Consider the following 19,061-nt stretch of genomic DNA (forward strand, 5'->3'; position numbering starts at 1 on the left):
GCGAGCGACGCACTGGCGGTACTGTCCACAATTGTCCCCGCTTAAAGGGGAAAAATCTGTGGATAAACTGTTTTCAGTTGTACACAGGCCGTGTCGGGTGCGGCACGGAGCAAACTGTGCATTTACTGATCATGTTTTCGCAAGGCCCCGCCATACAAGGGATTTTGCGGAGTGAAGGGGGTGCGGGGTGTGGAAAAGCCCCGCCTGGGAGCTTTCCCCAGATAGCGTGTATCAACCTGTTGAAAAGCTGTGTCCACAGTGCTGAAGGCCCCGATTGACGGGGCCTTTGGCGTTCAGGTGGATTTATGATCACAGGGCCGGAAGGCCCTGTGGATGGCTCAGTCGTCTTCGCCGGGGAGGAAGTCGCCACGGGCCAGGCCGTGGCGTTGCATCTTCTCGTTGAGGGTGCGTCGCGGCAGTTGCAGCAGCGCCATCACCGCCTTGATGTCGCCCTTGCTGCGGGCCAGGGCCTGGCGCAGGCATTGCGCCTCGTAGGCTTCCATCAGCTCGGCCAGGGACGGCGCGCTGTCCTCGCGGGGGGCGTCCAGCGGCGCGGCCAGCCCCAGCACGTGGCGCTCGGCGGCGTTGCCCAGCTCGCGCACGTTGCCGGGCCAGTCGTGGGCCAGCAGGTGCGCCAGCTCGGCCGGGGTGAGGTTCGGCACCGGGCGCTGCAGGCGTTCGCCGGCCAGGGCGGCGAAGTGTTCGAACAGCAGGGGGATGTCCTCGCGGCGGTCCCGCAGCGGCGGCAGTTGCAGCTCGGCGACGTTCAGGCGGTAGAGCAGGTCCTCGCGGAAGCGCCCGGCGCGTACTTCGTCGCGCAGGTCCGGCTTGGTGGCGGCCACCACCCGCACGTCGATGCGGATGCTCTGGTTGGAGCCCAGGCGCTCCAGTTGCTGCTCCTGCAGGACCCGCAGCAGCTTCACCTGCTGGGCCAGGGGCATGCTCTCGATCTCGTCGAGGAACAGGGTGCCGCCGTTGGCGTGCTCCAGCTTGCCGATGCGCTTGCCCTGGGCGCCGGTGAAGGCGCCGCTTTCATGGCCGAACAGCTCGCTCTCGAAGAGGTTCTCGGGGATGGCGGCGCAGTTGAGGGCGACGAAGGGCCGTTCCGCGCGCGGGCCGAAGTCGTGCAGGCAGCGCGCGACGAGTTCCTTGCCGCTGCCGGTGTCGCCCCGCAGCAGGACGTTCACCGGGGTCTGCGCGAGGTCCAGCACCTGTTTGCGCAGGTGCAGGATGGGCCGGGAGATGCCCAGCAGGCGGCCGTCCAGTTGCGCGCGGCTGTCCGCCTGCTGGCGCAGGCGGCGGTTCTCCTGCTGCAGGCGGCGCTTCTCCAGCGCGCGCTTGAGGCTGCCCAGCAGGCGCTCGGGGGTGAAGGGCTTCTCGATGAAGTCATAGGCGCCCAGGCGCATGGCCTCCACCGCCTGGGGCACGTCGCCGTGGCCGGTCACCAGCAGGAAGGGCAGGTCGCGGTCGCGGGCCTGGACCGCCTCCAGCAGGGCCAGGCCGTCCATGCCCGGCATGCGCAGGTCGCTGACCACCACGCCGGGGAAGTCCGGTTCCAGGGCGTGCAGGCACTCGGCGGCGCTGGCGCACAGGCGCACGGCGAAGCCGGAGAGTTCCAGCCATTCGCGCACGGCTTCGCGGATGGCGGCTTCGTCGTCGACGAAGATCACGTGGGGGGAGGTCATGCTCGCTCCTCGGGGGGGCTGGCCGGCAGGCTGAGGCGGAACACCGCGCCGGGGCCACGGTTTTCCGCAGACAGGCGCCCGCCCAGTTCATGGACGATGGCGTAGGACACGGCCAGGCCGAGGCCCAGGCCGTCGCCCACCGGTTTGGTGGTGAAGAAGGGATCGAAGACCTGGGGCAGGACCTCGGCGGGGATGCCGCCGCCGTTGTCGGCGACCTCCAGGCACCAGTGCTCGCCGTCGCGTCGCAGGCTGATCTCCACCTTTGGCGAAGCCTGGCCGTCGACGGCATCCAGGGCGTTGCGCAGCAGGTTGACCAGCACCTGCTCCAGGCGGATGGCGTCGCCCTGGACCCAGGCCGGCTGTTCCAGGCGCTGGACGATGTGGGCGTCGCTGTCGCGCAGGCGCGGGGCGAGCAGTTGCAGGGCCTTGCCCACCACGTCGCCGAGTTCCAGGGTTTCCCGCAGGCCGCCGGGGGTGCGGCGGGCGTAGGTCTTCAGGTGGCCGGTGAGGGCGGCCATGCGCCGCAGCAGCTCGTCGAGGCGGTCGAGGGCCTTGCGCGCCGGCTCCAGCTGGCCGTTGTCCAGCATCAGGCGCAGGCTGCCCAGGTGCATGTGCAGGGCGGTCAGCGGCTGGTTGATCTCGTGGGCGAGGGCGGCCGACATCTGCCCCAGGGCGGCCAGCTTGGCGGCCTGCACCAGGCCGTCCTGGGCGGTGCGCAGGTCGGCGGTGCGCTGCTCCACCAGGCGCTCCAGCTCCTCGCGGCTCTGCTGGCGCAGGCGCGCCAGGCGCCAGCGCTGCTGCAGGAACAGGCCGAGGAAGAACAGCGCCGCCCACACCCCGCCGGCGGCCAGGCTGGCGGTGCGGGCGCTGCTGGCGGCGCCCTGGGGGCGGTGCAGCAGGTGCAGGGTCCAGCCCTCGCTGGGCAGCGCCTCGGATTCCCAGAGGTAGTCCTGTTCGCCGTCCGGGCCGTTGACCCGCACCAGGCGGCTGCCCTCGCCGAAGTCCTCGCGGGTCTGGTGCTCCAGGGGCACCAGGGGCTTCTTGTCGTACTGCCGGGTGGCGGCCAGCTCGGCACGCTGCCCTGCGTCCAGCGGCGCCAGCTCGCGGTAGCGCCAGTCCGGCTGGTTGGCGATGAAGACGATGCCCTTGGCGTCGCTCACCAGGATCACGTCGGGGCGTTCGCGCCACTGCTGCTCCAGCTCGGGGAACTCCAGCTTGACCACGATGGCGCCGAGGAAGCGCCCGGCATCGTCGTGGATGGCATGGGAGAGGAAGTAGCCGGGGATGCCGCTGACCACGCCCACGGCGTAGAAGCGTCCGGTGCCCTGGGTGCGGGTTTCCAGGAAGTAGGGGCGGAAACCGTAGTTGTGGCCGACGTAGCTGGTGGGCAGGCGCCAGTTGCTGGCGGCGATGGCCAGGCCGTCTTCGCGCATCAGCTCCAGGGTGGAGGAGTGGGCGGCACCGTTGATGCGTTCCAGCTTGAGGTTGAGCTGCCGTTGCAGGTCGTCGGTCAGCGGTGCCTGCAGCGCCTGGCGCAGCTCCGGGTCCAGGGCCAGCACGGCGGGCAGGGCGCGGTAGCGCTCGATCAGGGTGCTCAGGGCGCTGCGGTAGAGCCCGAGCTGGGCGCCGGCCTGGAGGCCTTCCTCGCGCAGTGCGGCGTACTCGGCCTGGCGCCCGGCCTGGTGCATCGACAGCAGCAGGCCGATGACGAACAGCAGGGTCAGCGGGACGATGCGCGGGGGCAGGCTGGGCACGGGCGGGTCCGGGGTGGTGCAGAGGGGCTGCGACGATAGCACGAGCGGGGCGGCGGCGGCCTGTGGATAACCCCTGGAGCCCGGAGCCGGCGGGTCGGCACGGGTATCCACAGGCTGCCGGTGGGCGGCATCCGGCGATACACTGCGCGCTTCCCGTTGCGAGCCTGTCCCATGTCGTTGATCGCCTGGTCCCATTCCACGTCCGCCGGTTTCACCCTGCGTGGCTGGCACAGTCCGCCCAGCGGCCGGCCGCTGCTGCACTTCCTGCACGGCAACGGTTTCTGCACCCGCGCCTATGCGCCGATGCTGGCGCGCCTGGAGGCACACTTCGACCTCTGGCTGTGCGACCTGCAGGGCCACGGCGAGAGCGATCACGGGGGGCGCTTCCTGGGCTGGAACCGCAACGCGGAGCTGGCCGTGGAGGCGTTCGAGGCTGGTCGCGGGCGCTTCGGCGAGGTGCCGCGCCTGGCCCTGGGGCACAGCTTCGGCGGCGTGCTCACCAGCCTGGTGCTGGCCCGCCATCCCGCGTTGTTCCAGCGTGCGGTGCTGCTGGACCCGGTGATCTTCACCCCGGCGATGATCGGGGTGATGGCCTTCAGCGAGGTGCTCGGCCTGCACCGCCGCACCACCCTGGCCAAGCGCGCCCGGGCCCGACGCCACCAGTGGAGTGATCGCGAGGCGGCTTTCAAGGCGCTGCAGGGGCGCGGCATCTTCCGTGGCTGGCGCGACGATGCCCTGGCGGCCTACGTGGACCATGCGATCAAGGCGGTGGAGGGCGGTGTCGAACTGAAGTGCCGCCCCAGCCGCGAGGCGGAGGTGTTCAGCTCCTGCCCGAAACGCCTCTGGCCGTCGCTGGCACGCATCGCCACGCCGACCCTGATCCTCCACGGCGAGGCCAGCTACCCCTTCGTCGCCCGTTCGGTGGCGCGACTCTGTGCCCTCAACGGCCACGTCAGCGCCCAGGTAGTGGAGGGCGGCCACTGCTTCATGCAGGAAGACCCGGACGCCGCCGCCGAGCGGGTGGCGGACTTCCTCGGGCGCGGCCTGTGAGCGACCCGCGCCGCGAGGCGGTCTGGCTGGCGCTTTCGGAGCTGTGGCTGGACACCGAGCTGGACGCGGGCGACCTGTTGCGGCTGGCGCGCTGCCTGCGCGAGAGCGGTTATCCACAGGCCGAGCTGGAGGCGATCTACGCGCTGGAAGTGGCGCCTGCCGTCTGGCTCAACGCCTGGAGCGTGGCGGGGGTGTGGCAGGGGTTCGATCCCGACTGGCTGTTCGAGCGCTGCCGGCATAACCAGGCACGGCGGGTGCGGCTCGGCTTCCGCCTGTGCTGCCGGCTGCTGCGCGGCGCCATGACCGGCGCCACACGGGCGGACTGGAACGGGGTTATCCACAGGCTGGAGGGGCTCGGCGAGGGCTGAGCCCGGCGGGTCATTCCACCTGGCGCTGCTCGTCCTGGCGCGGGTGGTTGCGGCGCCAGGTGTCCAGCTGGATGACGTTGCTGGCGACGACTTCCGGCTCGCGCGGGGCCTGGAAGGGGTGCGGGTCCATCTCGATGCGCCCCAGGTGGTTGCCGAACATCTGCACCGTGCCGGTCAGGCGCTGCTCGCCGGTGACGGTGAATTCGAAGCCATAGATGCGCGCCAGGCGCCGGTGGCCCTTGGCATCGCGGACGATGGCCATGCGCTGCAGGGCGACGTTGCCGTCCAGCAGGTCCACGTCGAAACGGGCGCAGTGTTGTTTCACCAGCACCAGGGCGCGCTCGCGCACACCGTGGCCGCGCCAGAGCCAGGCGGCGCCGGCGGCAAGCAGCAGGAACAGGAAGACATCGGCCAGACTGATCATGATCACTCCCCTCGGATGCGCTGAAGCTTAACCCATCCGTGGCCGATCAGAAGGCCAGCTCGAGGCGATTGCGACCCTGCTGCTTGGCTCGATAAAGCGCCTGGTCGGCCGCCTCCTGGAGGGCCTCCAGACCTCGCTCCGCCGGGGCTTCGGCCAGGCCGATGCTGACGCTGACGGCCAGCGCCTGACCGTCGATTTCGATGCGCAGCTGCTCCACGGCCTCACGCAACCGTTCAAGAAAACGACGGGCGGCATCGGCCGGGGTGTCGGGCAGCAGGAAGACGAATTCCTCGCCGCCGATCCGGGCGAACACGTCGGTGCTGCGGGCGGCCGCCTGGCAGAGGCGGCTGAAGGCCTGCAGCACCTGGTCGCCGGCGGCGTGGCCATGCTGGTCGTTGATGCGCTTGAAATGATCGATGTCGAGCATCGCCAGGCACAGCGGCTGGCCCTGGCGCAGGGCCCGCAGGCGCTCCTGCTCGGCGCGGGCGTCGAAGGCCCGGCGGTTCAGGGCGCCGGTCAGCGGGTCGGTGGTGGCCTGCAGGCGCAGGCGTTCCTCCAGGGCCTTGCGGTGGCTGACGTCGCGGATCTCCATCAGCCGCTGTCGGTCGTCCAGCACCGTCACCGAGCACTCGACGGCGAGCAGGGTGCCGTCCTGGCGCTGCACGGCGAAGTCGCGCGGGGTGCCGTCGGCCTCCGTCAGCAGGCGCTCCAGCGCAGCCTGCTCGCTGGCCGGGAACAGCGCCTGGGGCGTGCGCTCGCGCAGGCCGTCGCGGGGCAGGCCGAACAGGCTGTCGAGGGCCGGGTTGCTGTCCTGGATGCGGCCGTCCTGCAGCACCATCAGGCCGACGCTGGTCAGGCCCATCAGGCGCTCGAAGCGCTGGGCGCCGGCCTCGGCCTGCTCGGCGTGGCGCTGGCTGTCGAGGAGGATGCGGCGCATGGTCATCAGCGCCAGGCCCACCAGGGCGATGACCCACAGCGGGATGCCGAAGTTGTAGGGCAGCAGGTAGGCCACCGAGCGGGTCACGTCGGGGTGCTCCACCGCGTTCAGCCAGTCGTGCACGGCGATGCCGCCCCGCAGCAGGGTGACCAGGGCGTAGCCCAGCAGCACCACGCCGACGCCGGCACACACCCCGCGCAGCTGGGGTTCGCGCGGGTGGCGCAGCAGGGCGCTGGCGGCCTGCAGGGGCAGCGCCCCGCCGATGGCGGCGTAGACGGCGATCAGCAGCTCGCTGTTGAGCGGTGCCACCCACCAGTGCCAGCTGTTGAAGGCGGCCATCAGCCCGGCACTGGCCGGCACCGTCCAGACCGGCAACGGCCGGCCGAGGAAGCGGAACACCCCGAGCATCAGCACTGCCTCGCCGGCCAGCTGGGTGGCGTTGCCGAGGACGTTGAGCACGCGGTTGCCGGTGGCGACGAAGACGAAGAAGGCGAGGATGCCGAGGATCAGCAGCCAGGCGCCGGCCGCCCAGAAGCCGGGACCGCGATAGGGGCGCGAGACGTACCAGAGCCCGGTGCAGGCCAGGGCGCTGCCCAGCATCAGGTTGAGCCCGAGCAGCATGGGCGAAAAATACAGGGATTCCATGGTGACGGTGGGTGCCGGCAGGTTGGAGAATCCTGCCATTATGGCCGGCGAACCGAGCCCGCACCTCCTGGCATTCGATCCACCCCGACCCGAAGGACCTTCCATGTCGCGCACGCCCCATCTCCTCAGCATCCAGTCCCATGTGGTGTTCGGCCACGCCGGCAACCGCGCGGCGGTGTTCCCGGTCGAGCGCCTGGGGGTGAAGGTCTGGCCGCTGAACACCGTGCAGTTCTCCAACCACACCCAGTACGGGCAGTGGACCGGCGAGGTGCTGCCGCCCCGGCAGATCCCCCAGCTGGTGGAGGGCATTGCCGCCATCGGCGAGCTGGGCAACTGCGATGCGGTGCTGTCCGGCTACCTGGGCAGCGCCGCCCAGGGCCGCGAGATCCTCGAGGCGGTGGCCCGCATCAAGGCGGCCAACCCGCGCGCGCTGTACCTGTGCGACCCGGTGATGGGCCACCCGGAAAAGGGCTGCGTGGTGGCCCCTGAAGTGAGCCGCTTCCTGCTGGAGGAGGCCGCGGCGGCCGCCGACTACCTGTGCCCCAACCAGCTGGAGCTGAACAGCTTCGCCGGGCGCCGCCCGGAGTCCCTGGAGGACTGCGTGGCCATGGCCCGCGCGCTGCTGGCCCGTGGCCCGCGTGCAGTGCTGGTGAAGCACCTGGACTACCCCGGCCGCGCCCCGGAGGACTTCGAAATGCTGCTGGTCAGTGCCGACGGCAGCTGGCTGCTGCGCCGGCCGCTGCTGGCCTTCCCGCGCCAGCCGGTGGGTGTGGGCGACTTGACGTCCGGGGTGTTCCTCGCCCGTCTGTTGCTGGGGGACACCCTGGTGGCGGCCTTCGAATTCGCTGCTTCCGCAGTGCACGAGGTGCTGCTGGAAACCCAGGCCTGCGGCAGCTACGAACTGGAGCTGGTGCGGGCCCAGGACCGCATCGCCCACCCGCGCGTGCGCTTCGAGGCGCGTCGCCTGGGCTGACCTGCGGCCATCTGACTCAGGGCACGTCCAAAAACGTCGGCGAGGCCGGAAGCCGAAGGCAAAAACCGGCGAAAAAGCGCAGTTTATGTGCTGTAAATGAGCATTTGAGGCTGTTTTCAACGCCGCGATGACAACGCAGGCCGTGTTTGGAGGTGCCCTTCAGCGGCTATGCTTGCCGGCGCTGTATCGCTAGCATGGCGCGGTTTCCGGCGTGGTTGCCCACGCCACCCTCCAACGGACCCGGGAGACGGGATTGGCTCATCACGGACGCATGCGCTTCGGCGCCTGGCTCGGACTGCTGGCCCTGTGGCTGGTGGTGGCCGGTCCGTTGCTGTCCCAGGTCCGCGCCCAGGCGGGCGAACTGCCGGCCTGGCTGGCGGAGATGGCCTGCGCCTCCGGGCGTGATTCGGCCAAGCTCCCGGCCCACCCCGACCACCTGCTGGCCAAGTGCGGCTACTGCACGCTGCTCTCCGCCTCCCCGGCACTCACGCCCGCACCGCTGCTGCCCGCCCTGTTGCCGGCCACGGCGTTCTTCGCCCCGCTGGAGCCGGAGGCGGGCCATGGTGCCGCCTCGGTATTCCCCGGTGCCCGGCCCCGCGCACCGCCGTCGCTCGCCTGAAACCGTCTGCCGCCGCGCGCCCCTGTGCGCGGCGTTCCCGGCGTCCGGATGGCCGTTTTCAGGCCCGGCGCCGATCGACTTTCCAAGGAGTGACCCCATGCGCAAGACCCTGATTTCCGCCGCTGCCCTACTGGGCCTGTTCAGCACCGCCGCCCTGGCCCACGAGTACCAGGTGGCCAAGCTGCACATCGACCACCCGTGGGCCCTGGAGCTGCCGCCGGTGTCCGCCAATGGCGCGGCCTACCTGGTGGTGCACAACAACGGCGACACCCCGGACCGCCTGGTGGGCGCCGACACCCCCCGTGCCGGCAAGACCGAGATCCACGAGCACGTGCACAAGGACGGGGTGATGAAGATGCAGCAGGTGGAAGGTGGCCTGGCCATTCCCGCCGGGGGCGAGGTGCGCCTGGAGCAGGGTGGCTACCACCTGATGATGTTCGGCCTGAAGCAGCCGCTGAAGGATGGCGAGCGCTTCCCCCTGACCCTGCACTTCGAGAAGGCCGGCGACCTCAAGGTGGAGATCGCCGTGCAGAAGGCCGCCCCCGCCGCCGAGAAGGCCCACGCCCACGGCGAACACGCCGAGCAGGGCGACCACAGCCAGCACAGCGGTCACGCCCAGTAACCGCCTGCCGGCCTGCACCCGCCAGCAGGGGCCCTCGCCCCTGCCGGGTGCAAGCCGGATTCTCAACCCTGGACGTCGTCCTCGCCGCGCAAGGCGCGGTAGCGGCGTTCCAGTTCCTGGCGGATCTCCCGCCGCTGCTGACCCTGCACGTAGCGACGCTTCTGGTCGGGGGTCTGCGGCTCCAGCGGCGGGACCGGTGCCGGGCGGCGCTCATCGTCCAGCGCCACCATGGTGAAGAAGCAGCTGTTGGTGTGGCGCACCGAGCGTTCGCGGATGTTCTCGGTGATCACCTTGATGCCGATCTCCATGGAGGTGGTGCCGGTGTAGTTCACCGAGGCGAGGAAGGTCACCAGTTCGCCGACGTGCACCGGCTGGCGGAACACCACCTGGTCCACCGAGAGGGTCACCACGTAGCGCCCGGCGTAGCGGCTGGCGCAGGCGTAGGCCACCTCGTCGAGGTACTTGAGCAGGGTGCCGCCATGGACGTTGCCGGAGAAGTTGGCCATGTCCGGGGTCATCAGGACGGTCATCGTCAGTTGTGCGTTGCCGGGTTCCATCGGGGCTCCAGAGGCAGTGTGAGTCGGGGTGCGTGACGCGGTGCCAACCGCGCCGGGACGGGCGCCCGTATGATGGGCGTCTTTTTCCCAAGCAAGGACGCCCTCCCATGCCGGCAGGCTACACCTGGCGCCCCACGTGGCGCTGCGAAAACTTCATCCTCCTTCCTATCGCCCGAGTGCAGCCATGAAGCGCGCCGTGATCGGTCTGCTCGGCAGTGCGGTGTTGGTGGGCGCCCTGGTGACGGGGGGCGCGCTGCTGCTGCGGGACGACCCGCTGCGTCCGGAGGTGGCCGACTGGCTGCGGGATGCCCGCCACGAGGGCGCCGACAGCGCGGCATTCCTTTACCTGATGGGCATGGATGCGCCGGCCGACCAGGCGCCGGAGGCCTACGGCCGCGAGCGGCTGGACCTCTACGAGCGCTGGTACGCCCAGCACGGGGCGACGGATGACGCCCAATTGCCTGACCTGCCCGGACTTGAACTGTCCGAAATCCCCCAGCTGTGTGACCTGGGGCAGGACGGCTGCTGGGAGAGCCTTGTGGCTCGGGAGGGTGAGCTGGATGCGTGGGTGCGCGACCATGGCCTGCTGATCGGACGCTACAACCACCTGCTGACGCTGGATGACTATCAGACGCTGACCACCGAAGGTGCCAGCGAGCCCTTGCCGAAGCTGTCCCCTCTCAATCGGGCCCAGCAGATGTTTGGCCTGCAGATCATGCAGCGAGCTCGCAGGGGCGAGGGTGAGGAGGCCCGGCGTTTGTTGGCAGAGGAGTTGGTCAGCCTGCGCCGCCTCTTGGCGAGGACGGACCAGCTTGTCGTGAAAGTCATGACCAGCAAGCTGATCGACCGCAACCTGGAGTTGCAGGCCCGCCTGTACCGTCAGGGCTGGATGCCTGTACCGCAGCAGCCAGCACCGCTGAACGAGGCGGAGCGTGCCCTGGTCAAGCCGTTGCAGCGGGAGCTGCTGTACATCGCGACGCTGTTCCAGAGCCTGCCCGGTGGCAAGGAGGTACCGTTGAAGGAGCGCATCGGCATGGCACTGCTGGTGCGGCCGAACATGAGCCTCAATGCCACGTTTCCGCCCTTCCGCCAGGTTGCCGAACTGTCCCGGCTGGAACCGAAGGACTTTGCCCGCGAGGTGAAGGCGCAGCCTCTGGTGGTTCCGCAGCCCACGGGCTGGCGCAACTGGATGGGGGATCGACTGGTGGGAACCGCCGGGCCGGACTACCGCGCCTATGCCGGCCGCATCCAGGACCTGGACGCGAAGCTGCGCCTGCTGGCGTTGCTGGACGATCTGCCCGCCGAGCCGTCCGGCTGGGCGGCGGCGCTGGCGGCCTCGCCTGTGGATAACCCCTATTACCCCGGCCAGCCGGCGCGCCTGGAGGGCGGGAACCGGGTGTGCTTCGCCGGGCCCCTCGAACCCAAGCCCAACGCCCGCTGCCTGCCGCTGCGCTAACGCTGTGGATAACCCTGCCGGCCCCTGGGTCGGCAGGGCCTCCAGCGGTCAGGCGTGGGTCAGGTACCAGCGCCAGTCCTGCTCGCCCACTTCGCTGACGAACTGGCGGAACTCTTCCCACTTGATGGCGAGGTAGATCTTCAGGAACGCCTCGCCCAGGGCGTCCTTCGCCCAGGCGGACTGCTCAAGATTGCGCAAGGCGGTGAGCCAGTCGGTGGGCAGGGTTTCGCGGGCCTGCTCGTAGCCGTTGCCGACGATGGGCTTGCCCGGGTCGATCTGTTCGCGGATGCCGGTGTGGATGCCGGCCAGGATGGCCGCAGCCGCCAGGTAGGGGTTGGCGTCGGCGCCGCAGATGCGGTGCTCCACGTGGCGGCTCTTCGCCGGGCCGCCGGGCACGCGGAAGGACACGGTGCGGTTGTTCACACCCCAGCTCTTGGCCAGCGGCGCGTAGCTGTTGGCCTGGAAGCGCCGGTAGGAGTTGGCGTTGGGGCAGAAGATCGCCAGGGCGTCGTTGAGCGTGGCCATCATGCCGCCGATGGCGTGGCGCAGCAGCGGGGTGCCGTGGGGGTCTTCGCTGGCCATCAGGTTGTTGCCCTCGGCGTCGGCCAGGCTGACGTGCATGTGCAGGCCGCTGCCGGCCAGGTCGCCGAAGGGCTTGGCCATGAAGCAGGCGATCAGCCCGTGCTTGTTGGCCACGCCCTTGACCAGGCGCTTGTAGCGCAGGCCTTCGTCCACCGCCTGCAGCGCGTCGAAGCGGTGCTCCAGGGTCAGTTCCAGCTGGCCGGGGGCGTATTCGGAGATGGCGGTGCGCACCGGCAGGCCTTGGGCTTCGCAGGCGGCGTAGAGGTCGTCGAGGAAGGGCTGCAGCTGTTCCAGCTCGTACACGCCGTAGACCTGGGGCGCCTGCGGGCGCACGCCGTTGGCTTGCAGGGCGGGCTGCGGGCGGCCGTTGGCGTCGCGCTGCTTGTCCAGCAGGTAGAACTCCAGCTCCACCGCCATGACCGGGTGGTAGCCGTCTGCCTTGAGCCGGTCGATGGTGCGCGCCAGCACGTGGCGCGGGTCGCCGGCGGCGGCCGGCTGGCCCTGGGTCGGGTGCATGCTCACCTGCACCTGGCCGGTGGGGGTGGCGCGCCAGGGCTGCAGGCACAGGGAGCCGGCGAGGGGGTAGGTCCAGCAGTCGGCATCGGCCACTTCCCAGACCAGGCCGCTGGCTTCCACGTCCTCCCCCTGCAGGGTGAGGGAGAGGATGGAGCTGGGCAGCGGGCGGCCGTTCTCGTAGATGGCCAGCAGCTCGTCGCGGTGCAGCAGCTTGCCGCGGGGGATGCCGTTGGCGTCGATCAGCATCAGCTCGATGCTGCGGACTTCGGGGTGGCGTTCGAGGAAGTCGCGGGCTTCCTGGGGATGGGCGAAGGGCATGGGGGTTCTCGCGTCGGGTGGCTGGCGCGTCCTCCAGCCACCGGTGGTTGGGTGTGGGCGGATGACAGCGCCATCCGCCCGACCGGTCTACGGACTATTCGCGGGCGCCGGGGATGGCCAGCAGCTCGGTGATGGCCTGGTCCAGGGTGGCGATCAGCTGGTCCACGTCCGCCTCGGAGGTAGCGGGGCAGCACAGGGTCATGTTGTGGAACGGCGTGATGAGGATGCCGCGGTTGATCAGGTACAGATGCAGTGCCATCTGCAGCTCGTCATGGAAGGCGGCCTCGGCCTCGGCACCGGTGCGCGGGGACACCGGGCAGAACTGGAATTCGCTGCGGGCGCCCAGCTCGGTCACCGACCACTTCAGGTCGTGCTGGGCGATGAGCCGGCGGAAGCCGTCGGCCAGGCGCTTGGCCAGGGGCAGCATGTGGTCGTAGGCGGCCTGGGTCATGACCTCTTCGAGGTTGGCGCGCATGCAGTGCATGGCCAGGGCGTTGGCCGAGAGGGTGGTGCCCATGCCGCTGTGGCCGTGGCCATGGCTGTCTTCCTGGGCCTGCCTACGCGAGGCGGCCATGCGTTCGGCCATCTCCGCGCTGCAGCCGAAGATGCCGCAGGGCACGCCGCCGGCGATCGGCTTGCCGACCACGAAGAAGTCCGGGTCGAGGTTCCACAGGCGGGTGCAGCCGCCGATGTCGGTGGAGATGGTGTGGGTCTCGTCGATGATCAGCAGGCTGCCGTACTTTCGTGTCAGCTCGCGGCACTTCTGCATGAAGCCCGGGTCCGGCAGGACCATGCCGATGTTGGTCATGGCCGGCTCGCAGAGCAGGGCGCAGACGTCGCCCTGGGCCAGGGCGGCCTCCAGGGCCTCGACGTCGTTGAAGGGGATGGCGCGGCTGTACTGGGTCAGGTCGTAGGCCTGGCCCACCAGCCCGGAGCGGTGCACGGTGCGGCCGTCGCGGCTGCGCACCATCACGTCGTCCACGGTGCCGTGGTAGCAGCCGTCGAACACCAGCAGGGTCTTGCGGCCGGTGACGGCACGGGCCCAGCGCAGCACGTAGCGGTTGGAGTCGGTGGCGGTGGCGGTCACCTGCCAGTAGGGCAGGCCGAAGCGGGCGGCCAGCAGCTCGCCGCAGACCACGGCGTCTTCGCCGGGGAGCATGGTGGTCAGGCCGTTGCCGGCCTGCTCGGCGATGGCACGGGCCACCGGGTCCGGCGAGTGGCCGAACATGGTGCCGGTGTCGCCCAGGCAGAAGTCGATGTATTCGTGGCCGTCCACGTCATAGAAGCGGGCGCCCTTGGCGCGCTCGACGAACAGCGGGCAGGGGGTGGACCAGTCGGCCATCCAGTGCATCGGCACGCCGGCATACAGCGAGTTGCGGGCGCGCTCGGCGAGGGCGACGGACGTCGGGTTGCGCTCGATGAAGCGGGTGCGCTCACGGGCGGCGAAGGTTTCCACGGCGGCTTGGCTGATACCACTGGCGGTCATGCTGAACACCTCGTTCGAATTTCCGCACATCGTGATTTGTGATCACATTTGTGTCAAGCATTGGCCGGATACGTCGTTTGGAGTAGGCTTTCACCTGCTTTGTGATCACAAGGAGGCGAAAGCAACCGTCCCCCTGCTGATCGAGTCCCGTGTCCGCACAGCCCGTGCGGGCCTCCCCAACCCTTGATATAGACGGTGTCCACGATGCGCGATTGCAGCCTGACCCTCAGCCAACTGCCGGCCCCGCCGGTTTCCGCACGGTGATCCGCCATGGCCGAGAACCTGCAGGAACAGCTGTACCTCCGACTCCGTGAAGGCCTGCTGGCAGGCCAGTTCAAACCCGGCGAGCGCATGAAGATCCGCGACCTCGCCGCCGCCTGGGGCACCAGCCCGATGCCGGTGCGCGCCGCGTTGCAGCGCCTGGTGGCCGAAGGCGCCCTGGAAGGCGAGCCGCAGCGCTCGGTGCGGGTGCCGGTGATGACCCGGGAACGCTTCGCCCAGGTGTTCCAGGTGCGCCTGGCGCTGGAAGGGCTGGCGGTGGAAACCGCCGTACCGCGCCTGAGCACCGATGAGCTGGCGACCTTGCAAGGCTGCGTCGAGCGCATGGAAAAGGCCCTGGAGCGCCGCGACGTGCAGGGCTACCTGGACGACAACAGCCTGTTCCACCTGACCCTCTACCGCGCCTGCGCCAACCCGACGCTGCTGCGCATGATCGAATCCCTCTGGCTGCAGGTCGGGCCCTTCTTCAACCAGCTGTTCACCGAGGCGGACCTGTCCCTGCGCCTGAACGACTTCCATGAAGACGCCTATGAGGCCGCGCGGGCAGGCGACGCCCGTGGCGCGCGGGCAGCCATCGAGCAGGACATGCAGTTCTTCGGCAACTTCCTGATGAACCTGCTGGCGCTGGAAACCAGCCAGGCCCGCAGCGGCGGTTGAAACCTGTTTCGGTTTGTTTCGCGGAAATGATGGCGTGAGACCGGGTGTTACTCTCCGGAAAAGTCTTACATAGACCTTCCAGAGTTCTTACGTGGCTCTTCGGGGCCAAGGGAGTAACCCCGGGCGCGGCGACCACGCCTGCGCACTGACGAGCAAGAGGAGCCGGTGCGCCATGCATGCCATCAGTTTCATCCAGGACCTGGCCGTGATCATGCTGGTGGCCGCCATGGTCACGGTGCTGTTCCATCGCTTCAAGCAGCCGGTGGTACTGGGCTACATCCTCGCCGGCTTCCTCATCGGGCCGCATACGCCGCCCTTCGCGCTGATCCACGACGAACACACGATCAAGATCCTCGCCGAGCTGGGGGTGATCTTCCTCATGTTCTGCCTGGGGCTGGAGTTCAGCCTGCGCAAGCTCTTCCAGGTGGGGGCGACGGCCTTCATCGCGGCCTTCCTGGAAATCGTCCTGATGATCTGGATCGGCTACGAGATCGGGCGCTTCTTCGGCTGGAGCACCATGGACTCGCTGTTCCTCGGCGCAATCCTGGCGATCTCCTCCACCACCATCATCATCAAGGCCCTGGGCGACCTGAAGATGAAGCACGAGCGCTTCGCCCAACTGATCTTCGGCGTGCTGATCGTCGAGGACATCCTTGGCATCGGCATCATCGCGCTGCTGTCCGGCATCGCCCTGTCCGGTTCGGTAGAGACCGGCCAGGTGTTCGCCACCGTCGGCAAGCTCAGCCTGTTCATGGTGGTCGCGCTGGTCATCGGCATCCTGCTGGTGCCGCGCCTGCTGGCCTACGTGGCGAAGTTCGAGAGCAACGAGATGCTGCTGGTGACGGTGCTGGGGCTGTGCTTCGGCTTCTGCCTGCTGGTGGTGAAGCTGGAGTACAGCATGGTGCTGGGGGCCTTCCTGATCGGCGCGATCATGGCCGAGTCTCGCCAGCTGGCGCAGATCGAGCGCCTGGTGGAGCCGGTGCGGGACCTGTTCAGCGCGATCTTCTTCGTCGCCATCGGCCTGATGATCGACCCGGCCATCCTGCTTGACTACGCCTGGCCCATCGCGGTGATCACCGTCGCCGTGGTGCTGGGCAAGATGCTCTCCTGCGGCGTCGGCGCCTTCATCGCCGGCAACGACGGACGCACTTCGCTGCGGGTGGGGATGGGGCTGTCCCAGATCGGCGAGTTCTCCTTCATCATCGCGGCGCTGGGCATGACCCTGAAGGTGACCAGTGACTTCCTCTATCCGGTGGCGGTGGCCGTTTCGGCCATCACCACGCTGCTCACGCCCTACCTGATCCGTGCCGCCGACCCGTTGTCACTGCGGCTCGCCAGCCTGGTGCCGCCGCGCATCGCCCGGGTGTTCAACCACTACGGCGACTGGCTGCGCAGCATCCAGCCTCACGGCGAGGGCGCGCTGCTGGCGGGGATGATCCGCAAGATCCTGCTGCAGGTGGGGATCAACATCGCGCTGGTGGTGGCCATCTTCCTCTCGGGCGCCTACTTCGCCGGCGCCCTGACCGGGCATGTGGCGAACTGGGTGGCTGCGGAGAACCTGCAGAAGGGGCTGGTCTGGGGGGCGGCGCTGCTGCTCTCGCTGCCTTTCCTGATCGCCGCGTACCGCAAGCTCAAGGCGCTGTCGATGCTCCTGGCGGAGATGGGCGTGCGCCCGGAGAAGGCCGGGCGGCACACGGCGCGGGTGCGCAAGGTGATCGCCGAGCTGATCCCGCTGCTCGCCCTGGTGGGCTTCATGCCGCTGCTGATGGCGCTGTCGGCGAGCATCCTGCCGACCGTGGAGCTGCTGGTGCTCATCGCCCTGCTGGCGGCAGGCGTTATCGCACTGGCCTGGCGCTGGCTGATCCGCGTGCATTCACGGATGCAGATCGCGCTGATGGAGACCCTGGAGCAGAACCCGCCCAGGCCGCCCCACTGAGGCCCGCCGGCTCAGCTGGCGAGCCAGACGTCCCGGGCCCAGTGCCAGACGGAGTCCCAGCTCTCGTCGGTCATCTCGCCCTCGGCGCCGGACCACAGCAGCACCTCGCCCTCGGCGTCGACCACGTAGTAGTCGTCGCCATCCTGGCAGATCGGCACCAGGTCGCGGGGCAGGCCCAGGTCCCAGGCCACGGCGGTGACTTCCGGCAGGTAGGTGTGGGACTGCGGGTCGGTGACGGTCACCGGCTCCAGGCGGCCGTAGACCACGTCGCTGACCTTGAGCAGGAATTCGCGGAGTTCGAAGGGCAGGTTGATCAGCAACTGTTCCTCGATCTCCACCAGCAGCTCCTCGTCGGGCAGCTCCAGCGGGACGGGAACCGGTTCGTTGAGTTCGCGCAGCTGTTCGATGACTTCTTCCACGGCGACAGGCCCTCGTGCATTGGGATGCGCTTTATACAGTAGCCGGCGTGTCGGAAAAACCGTCGCGGGGCGACGTGCTGCGCCGGCATACTGCCCGGCCTGATCGACTACGCGAGGCCCGCACATGACCCTGGACTGGAGCTGCCAGCACCACGACGCCCTGACCAAGGAGGCGCTCTACGCCATCCTCGCCCTGCGTACCCAGGTGTTCGTGGTGGAGCAGAAATGCCCCTACCTGGAGGTGGATGGGCTGGACCTGGTGGGCGACACCCACCACCTGATGGCCCGTGACGGTGAACGCCTGGTGGCCTACCTGCGCCTGCTGGACCCGGTTCGCCAGGGCGGCGAGGTGGTCATCGGCCGGGTGGTGATCGAGGCGAGCGCGCGCGGCGCGGGCCTGGGCCGGCCGCTGATGGCCCAGGCGCTGGAAGCCTGCGAACGGCTCTGGCCGGGAATGCCGGTGTACCTGTCGGCCCAGGCGCACCTGCAGGGGTACTACGGGCGGTTCGGCTTCGAGCCGGTGACCGAGGTGTACCTGGAGGACGACATCCCCCATATCGGCATGCGCAAGGCGGCGGGCGCGGGGATGACCGAGACGGTGTGATGCCGTGCAGGGGCGAATTCATTCGCCAAGGACCGCGCCAAAGCCATGGTCAACGCCCCCGTAGGATGGCGCTGAGCGCAGCGATGCCCATCGGGCCGGGTGCAACATGTGGTGCCACGGCCTGGCGTGGACGCGATGCGCTTCGTGGCCTCAGCGCATCCTACGGATCGTGTACAGCCCGACCGGGGAGTGGGCGGCGGGAGTTGGTGGATGCGAAGAGTCTTATCCGCCCTTCATCCTCAAGGCCCGACAAAAGAAAACCCCGGGACAAGCCCAGGGTTTCTTCATGCCAGTGTCGCGATCAGTTCTGGCGGATGCCGGCCACCAGCCAGGGCTGGTTGTCGCCGTTGACGCGCTCCATGCGCCAGCTTTCGCTGAACACTTCGCCCTGGTCGAAGCGGGAGGTCTTGGAGACGCCGCTGAAGGTGAGGGTGGCGACGGTCTTGTCGGCCAGTTCGTCGATACCGTCCAGTTGCACCTGCAGGTTGTCGATGTAGGTCGACTGGAAGCCTTCACCCAGGCTGGCGCGCTCTTCCTTGAGGAAGTTGAGCATCTGCGGGGTAACGAACTCGGCGATCTTGTCCATCTCCGCAGCGTCCCAGTGTTGCTGCAGGGCGAGGAAGTGCTCGCGACCGGCCTCGACGAAGCGGGCTTCGTCGAACCAGCTCGGCGCGTTGAAGGCACGAGCCGGGGCCGCCGGGGCGGCGCTGCCGAAGATCGGCGCCTGCTGCTGCGGCATTTCACGCTGGAAGGGGGCACCACCGGCTGCACCGGCCATGGCCGGCTGGCCCATCTGCTGGCGCTTGCGGGCGGCGATGAAGCGGAAGATGACGAAGGCGATCAGGGCGATGATCAGGAAGTCGAAGATCTGCATGCCTTCGAAGCCGTCGCCCATGAACATGGAGGCCAGCAGGCCACCGGCGGCGAGGCCGGCCAGCGGGCCGAGCCAGCGCGAGGCACCACTGGCGGCAGCCGGGCGGCCCGCTGCGTTCGGCGCGGCGGCCGGGGTGTTGGGCTGGGCCTGGCGGGTCTGCTGGGTCTGGTGGGTCGGCGCGGCACCGGAGGTCTTGCCCCCGCCCATCCGCTTGGCGTTGGCGTCCAGGCTGAGCGTCAGGCCGACGCACAGGGCCAGGGCGATACTGAGGAATCGGCGCATCACAGGCTCTCTATAGGG

General features: G+C 69.1%; 18 protein-coding genes. 9 read left to right on the forward strand and 9 right to left on the reverse strand.

The window, feature by feature from the left end:
• Positions 1–338: 338 nt before the first annotated feature.
• Together FBY21_RS20655 and FBY21_RS20660 are read right to left on the reverse strand one after the other, a co-directional pair.
• Entirely contained in the window at positions 339–1,685 is a 1,347-nt protein-coding gene (locus tag FBY21_RS20655) for a sigma-54-dependent transcriptional regulator (protein WP_044409931.1), read from the reverse strand.
• Positions 1,682–3,373: an ATP-binding protein gene (locus tag FBY21_RS20660; RefSeq protein ID WP_142016538.1), complete on the reverse strand. Its 1,692-nt coding sequence runs from the start codon at positions 3,371–3,373 to the stop codon at positions 1,682–1,684. Before FBY21_RS20660 ends, FBY21_RS20655 begins: the two co-directional genes overlap by 4 nt.
• A 237-nt stretch (positions 3,374–3,610) precedes the next feature.
• On the opposite strand from FBY21_RS20660, the gene FBY21_RS20665 reads away from it, so the two are divergent.
• Complete coding sequence (locus tag FBY21_RS20665) at positions 3,611–4,489, forward strand: alpha/beta fold hydrolase (protein WP_142013333.1); 879 nt, start codon at positions 3,611–3,613, stop codon at positions 4,487–4,489.
• Complete coding sequence (locus FBY21_RS20670; protein WP_142013336.1) at positions 4,486–4,857, forward strand: hypothetical protein; 372 nt, start codon at positions 4,486–4,488, stop codon at positions 4,855–4,857. The genes FBY21_RS20665 and FBY21_RS20670 overlap by 4 nt, the downstream gene beginning before the upstream one ends.
• Before the next feature lie 10 nt (positions 4,858–4,867).
• Here the strand turns inward: FBY21_RS20670 and FBY21_RS20675 are convergent, their stop codons facing one another.
• Together FBY21_RS20675 and FBY21_RS20680 are read right to left on the reverse strand one after the other, a co-directional pair.
• On the reverse strand, positions 4,868–5,281 hold the full coding sequence (locus FBY21_RS20675; RefSeq protein ID WP_107330294.1) for a DUF3301 domain-containing protein: 414 nt from the start codon (positions 5,279–5,281) through the stop codon (positions 4,868–4,870).
• 46 nt (positions 5,282–5,327) lie between these two features.
• The gene (locus tag FBY21_RS20680) at positions 5,328–6,902 is read right to left on the reverse strand and encodes a GGDEF domain-containing protein (RefSeq protein WP_142013339.1); all 1,575 of its coding nucleotides are present in this window, start codon (positions 6,900–6,902) and stop codon (positions 5,328–5,330) included.
• A gap of 64 nt (positions 6,903–6,966) precedes the next feature.
• Here FBY21_RS20680 and pdxY point away from each other — a divergent pair, with 64 nt between their 5' ends.
• The 3 genes from pdxY to FBY21_RS20695 all read left to right on the forward strand — a co-directional run bounded on the left by pdxY (position 6,967) and on the right by FBY21_RS20695 (position 9,077).
• Complete coding sequence (pdxY, locus tag FBY21_RS20685; protein ID WP_107330307.1) at positions 6,967–7,836, forward strand: pyridoxal kinase PdxY; 870 nt, start codon at positions 6,967–6,969, stop codon at positions 7,834–7,836.
• A gap of 253 nt (positions 7,837–8,089) precedes the next feature.
• Positions 8,090–8,455, forward strand: a complete 366-nt coding sequence (locus FBY21_RS20690) for a DUF2946 family protein (RefSeq protein ID WP_232104237.1) — start codon at positions 8,090–8,092, stop codon at positions 8,453–8,455.
• Between the two features lie 97 nt (positions 8,456–8,552).
• The gene (locus tag FBY21_RS20695; protein ID WP_044409910.1) at positions 8,553–9,077 is read left to right on the forward strand and encodes a copper chaperone PCu(A)C; all 525 of its coding nucleotides are present in this window, start codon (positions 8,553–8,555) and stop codon (positions 9,075–9,077) included.
• 62 nt (positions 9,078–9,139) lie between these two features.
• Here FBY21_RS20695 and FBY21_RS20700 read toward each other — a convergent pair whose 3' ends face one another.
• Positions 9,140–9,634, reverse strand: a complete 495-nt coding sequence (locus FBY21_RS20700) for an acyl-CoA thioesterase (RefSeq protein ID WP_044409907.1) — start codon at positions 9,632–9,634, stop codon at positions 9,140–9,142.
• A 184-nt stretch (positions 9,635–9,818) separates the two neighbouring features.
• Between FBY21_RS20700 and FBY21_RS20705 the strand changes: the two genes are divergently transcribed.
• A complete protein-coding gene (locus tag FBY21_RS20705) occupies positions 9,819–11,090 on the forward strand; it encodes a hypothetical protein (RefSeq protein ID WP_142013342.1) in 1,272 nt (423 codons plus the stop codon).
• A gap of 48 nt (positions 11,091–11,138) precedes the next feature.
• On the opposite strand, the gene FBY21_RS20710 is transcribed toward FBY21_RS20705, so the two are convergent.
• Together FBY21_RS20710 and FBY21_RS20715 are read right to left on the reverse strand one after the other, a co-directional pair.
• The gene (locus tag FBY21_RS20710; protein WP_142013344.1) at positions 11,139–12,506 is read right to left on the reverse strand and encodes a glutamine synthetase family protein; all 1,368 of its coding nucleotides are present in this window, start codon (positions 12,504–12,506) and stop codon (positions 11,139–11,141) included.
• Positions 12,507–12,600: 94 nt separating this feature from the next.
• A complete protein-coding gene (locus FBY21_RS20715; RefSeq protein ID WP_142013347.1) occupies positions 12,601–13,992 on the reverse strand; it encodes an aspartate aminotransferase family protein in 1,392 nt (463 codons plus the stop codon).
• Positions 13,993–14,262: 270 nt separating this feature from the next.
• Here FBY21_RS20715 and FBY21_RS20720 point away from each other — a divergent pair, with 270 nt between their 5' ends.
• Positions 14,263–14,928: a GntR family transcriptional regulator gene (locus FBY21_RS20720; protein ID WP_074969737.1), complete on the forward strand. Its 666-nt coding sequence runs from the start codon at positions 14,263–14,265 to the stop codon at positions 14,926–14,928.
• A gap of 172 nt (positions 14,929–15,100) precedes the next feature.
• Positions 15,101–16,864 (forward strand): cation:proton antiporter, encoded by a 1,764-nt coding sequence (locus FBY21_RS20725; RefSeq protein ID WP_074969735.1) that lies wholly within the window; start codon positions 15,101–15,103, stop codon positions 16,862–16,864.
• 11 nt (positions 16,865–16,875) lie between these two features.
• Here the strand turns inward: FBY21_RS20725 and FBY21_RS20730 are convergent, their stop codons facing one another.
• Positions 16,876–17,283, reverse strand: a complete 408-nt coding sequence (locus FBY21_RS20730) for an SMI1/KNR4 family protein (protein ID WP_074969733.1) — start codon at positions 17,281–17,283, stop codon at positions 16,876–16,878.
• A 124-nt stretch (positions 17,284–17,407) separates the two neighbouring features.
• Between FBY21_RS20730 and FBY21_RS20735 the strand changes: the two genes are divergently transcribed.
• A complete protein-coding gene (locus tag FBY21_RS20735; RefSeq protein WP_074969731.1) occupies positions 17,408–17,887 on the forward strand; it encodes a GNAT family N-acetyltransferase in 480 nt (159 codons plus the stop codon).
• A gap of 301 nt (positions 17,888–18,188) precedes the next feature.
• Here FBY21_RS20735 and FBY21_RS20740 read toward each other — a convergent pair whose 3' ends face one another.
• Positions 18,189–19,043, reverse strand: coding sequence for a Tim44 domain-containing protein (locus FBY21_RS20740; RefSeq protein ID WP_044409887.1), 855 nt, complete (start codon positions 19,041–19,043; stop codon positions 18,189–18,191).
• Positions 19,044–19,061 lie beyond the last annotated feature (18 nt).

Source organism: Pseudomonas sp. SLBN-26 (assembly GCF_006715895.1).
Taxonomy (GTDB): Bacteria; Pseudomonadota; Gammaproteobacteria; order Pseudomonadales; family Pseudomonadaceae; genus Metapseudomonas; species Metapseudomonas otitidis.

What these genes read in the sequence shown, in the direction of transcription:
- FBY21_RS20655 (WP_044409931.1), bottom strand. Translation starts at nt 1,685, where the DNA reads ATGACCTCCCCCCACGTGATCTTCGTCGACGACGAAGCCGCCATCCGC.
- FBY21_RS20660 (WP_142016538.1), bottom strand. Translation starts at nt 3,373, where the DNA reads ATGCACCAGGCCGGGCGCCAGGCCGAGTACGCCGCACTGCGCGAGGAA.
- FBY21_RS20665 (WP_142013333.1), top strand. Translation starts at nt 3,611, where the DNA reads ATGTCGTTGATCGCCTGGTCCCATTCCACGTCCGCCGGTTTCACCCTG.
- FBY21_RS20675 (WP_107330294.1), bottom strand. Translation starts at nt 5,281, where the DNA reads ATGATCAGTCTGGCCGATGTCTTCCTGTTCCTGCTGCTTGCCGCCGGC.
- FBY21_RS20680 (WP_142013339.1), bottom strand. Translation starts at nt 6,902, where the DNA reads ATGGCAGGATTCTCCAACCTGCCGGCACCCACCGTCACCATGGAATCC.
- pdxY (WP_107330307.1), top strand. Translation starts at nt 6,967, where the DNA reads ATGTCGCGCACGCCCCATCTCCTCAGCATCCAGTCCCATGTGGTGTTC.
- FBY21_RS20695 (WP_044409910.1), top strand. Translation starts at nt 8,553, where the DNA reads ATGCGCAAGACCCTGATTTCCGCCGCTGCCCTACTGGGCCTGTTCAGC.
- FBY21_RS20700 (WP_044409907.1), bottom strand. Translation starts at nt 9,634, where the DNA reads ATGGAACCCGGCAACGCACAACTGACGATGACCGTCCTGATGACCCCG.
- FBY21_RS20705 (WP_142013342.1), top strand. Translation starts at nt 9,819, where the DNA reads ATGAAGCGCGCCGTGATCGGTCTGCTCGGCAGTGCGGTGTTGGTGGGC.
- FBY21_RS20710 (WP_142013344.1), bottom strand. Translation starts at nt 12,506, where the DNA reads ATGCCCTTCGCCCATCCCCAGGAAGCCCGCGACTTCCTCGAACGCCAC.
- FBY21_RS20715 (WP_142013347.1), bottom strand. Translation starts at nt 13,992, where the DNA reads ATGACCGCCAGTGGTATCAGCCAAGCCGCCGTGGAAACCTTCGCCGCC.
- FBY21_RS20720 (WP_074969737.1), top strand. Translation starts at nt 14,263, where the DNA reads ATGGCCGAGAACCTGCAGGAACAGCTGTACCTCCGACTCCGTGAAGGC.
- FBY21_RS20725 (WP_074969735.1), top strand. Translation starts at nt 15,101, where the DNA reads ATGCATGCCATCAGTTTCATCCAGGACCTGGCCGTGATCATGCTGGTG.
- FBY21_RS20735 (WP_074969731.1), top strand. Translation starts at nt 17,408, where the DNA reads ATGACCCTGGACTGGAGCTGCCAGCACCACGACGCCCTGACCAAGGAG.
- FBY21_RS20740 (WP_044409887.1), bottom strand. Translation starts at nt 19,043, where the DNA reads ATGCGCCGATTCCTCAGTATCGCCCTGGCCCTGTGCGTCGGCCTGACG.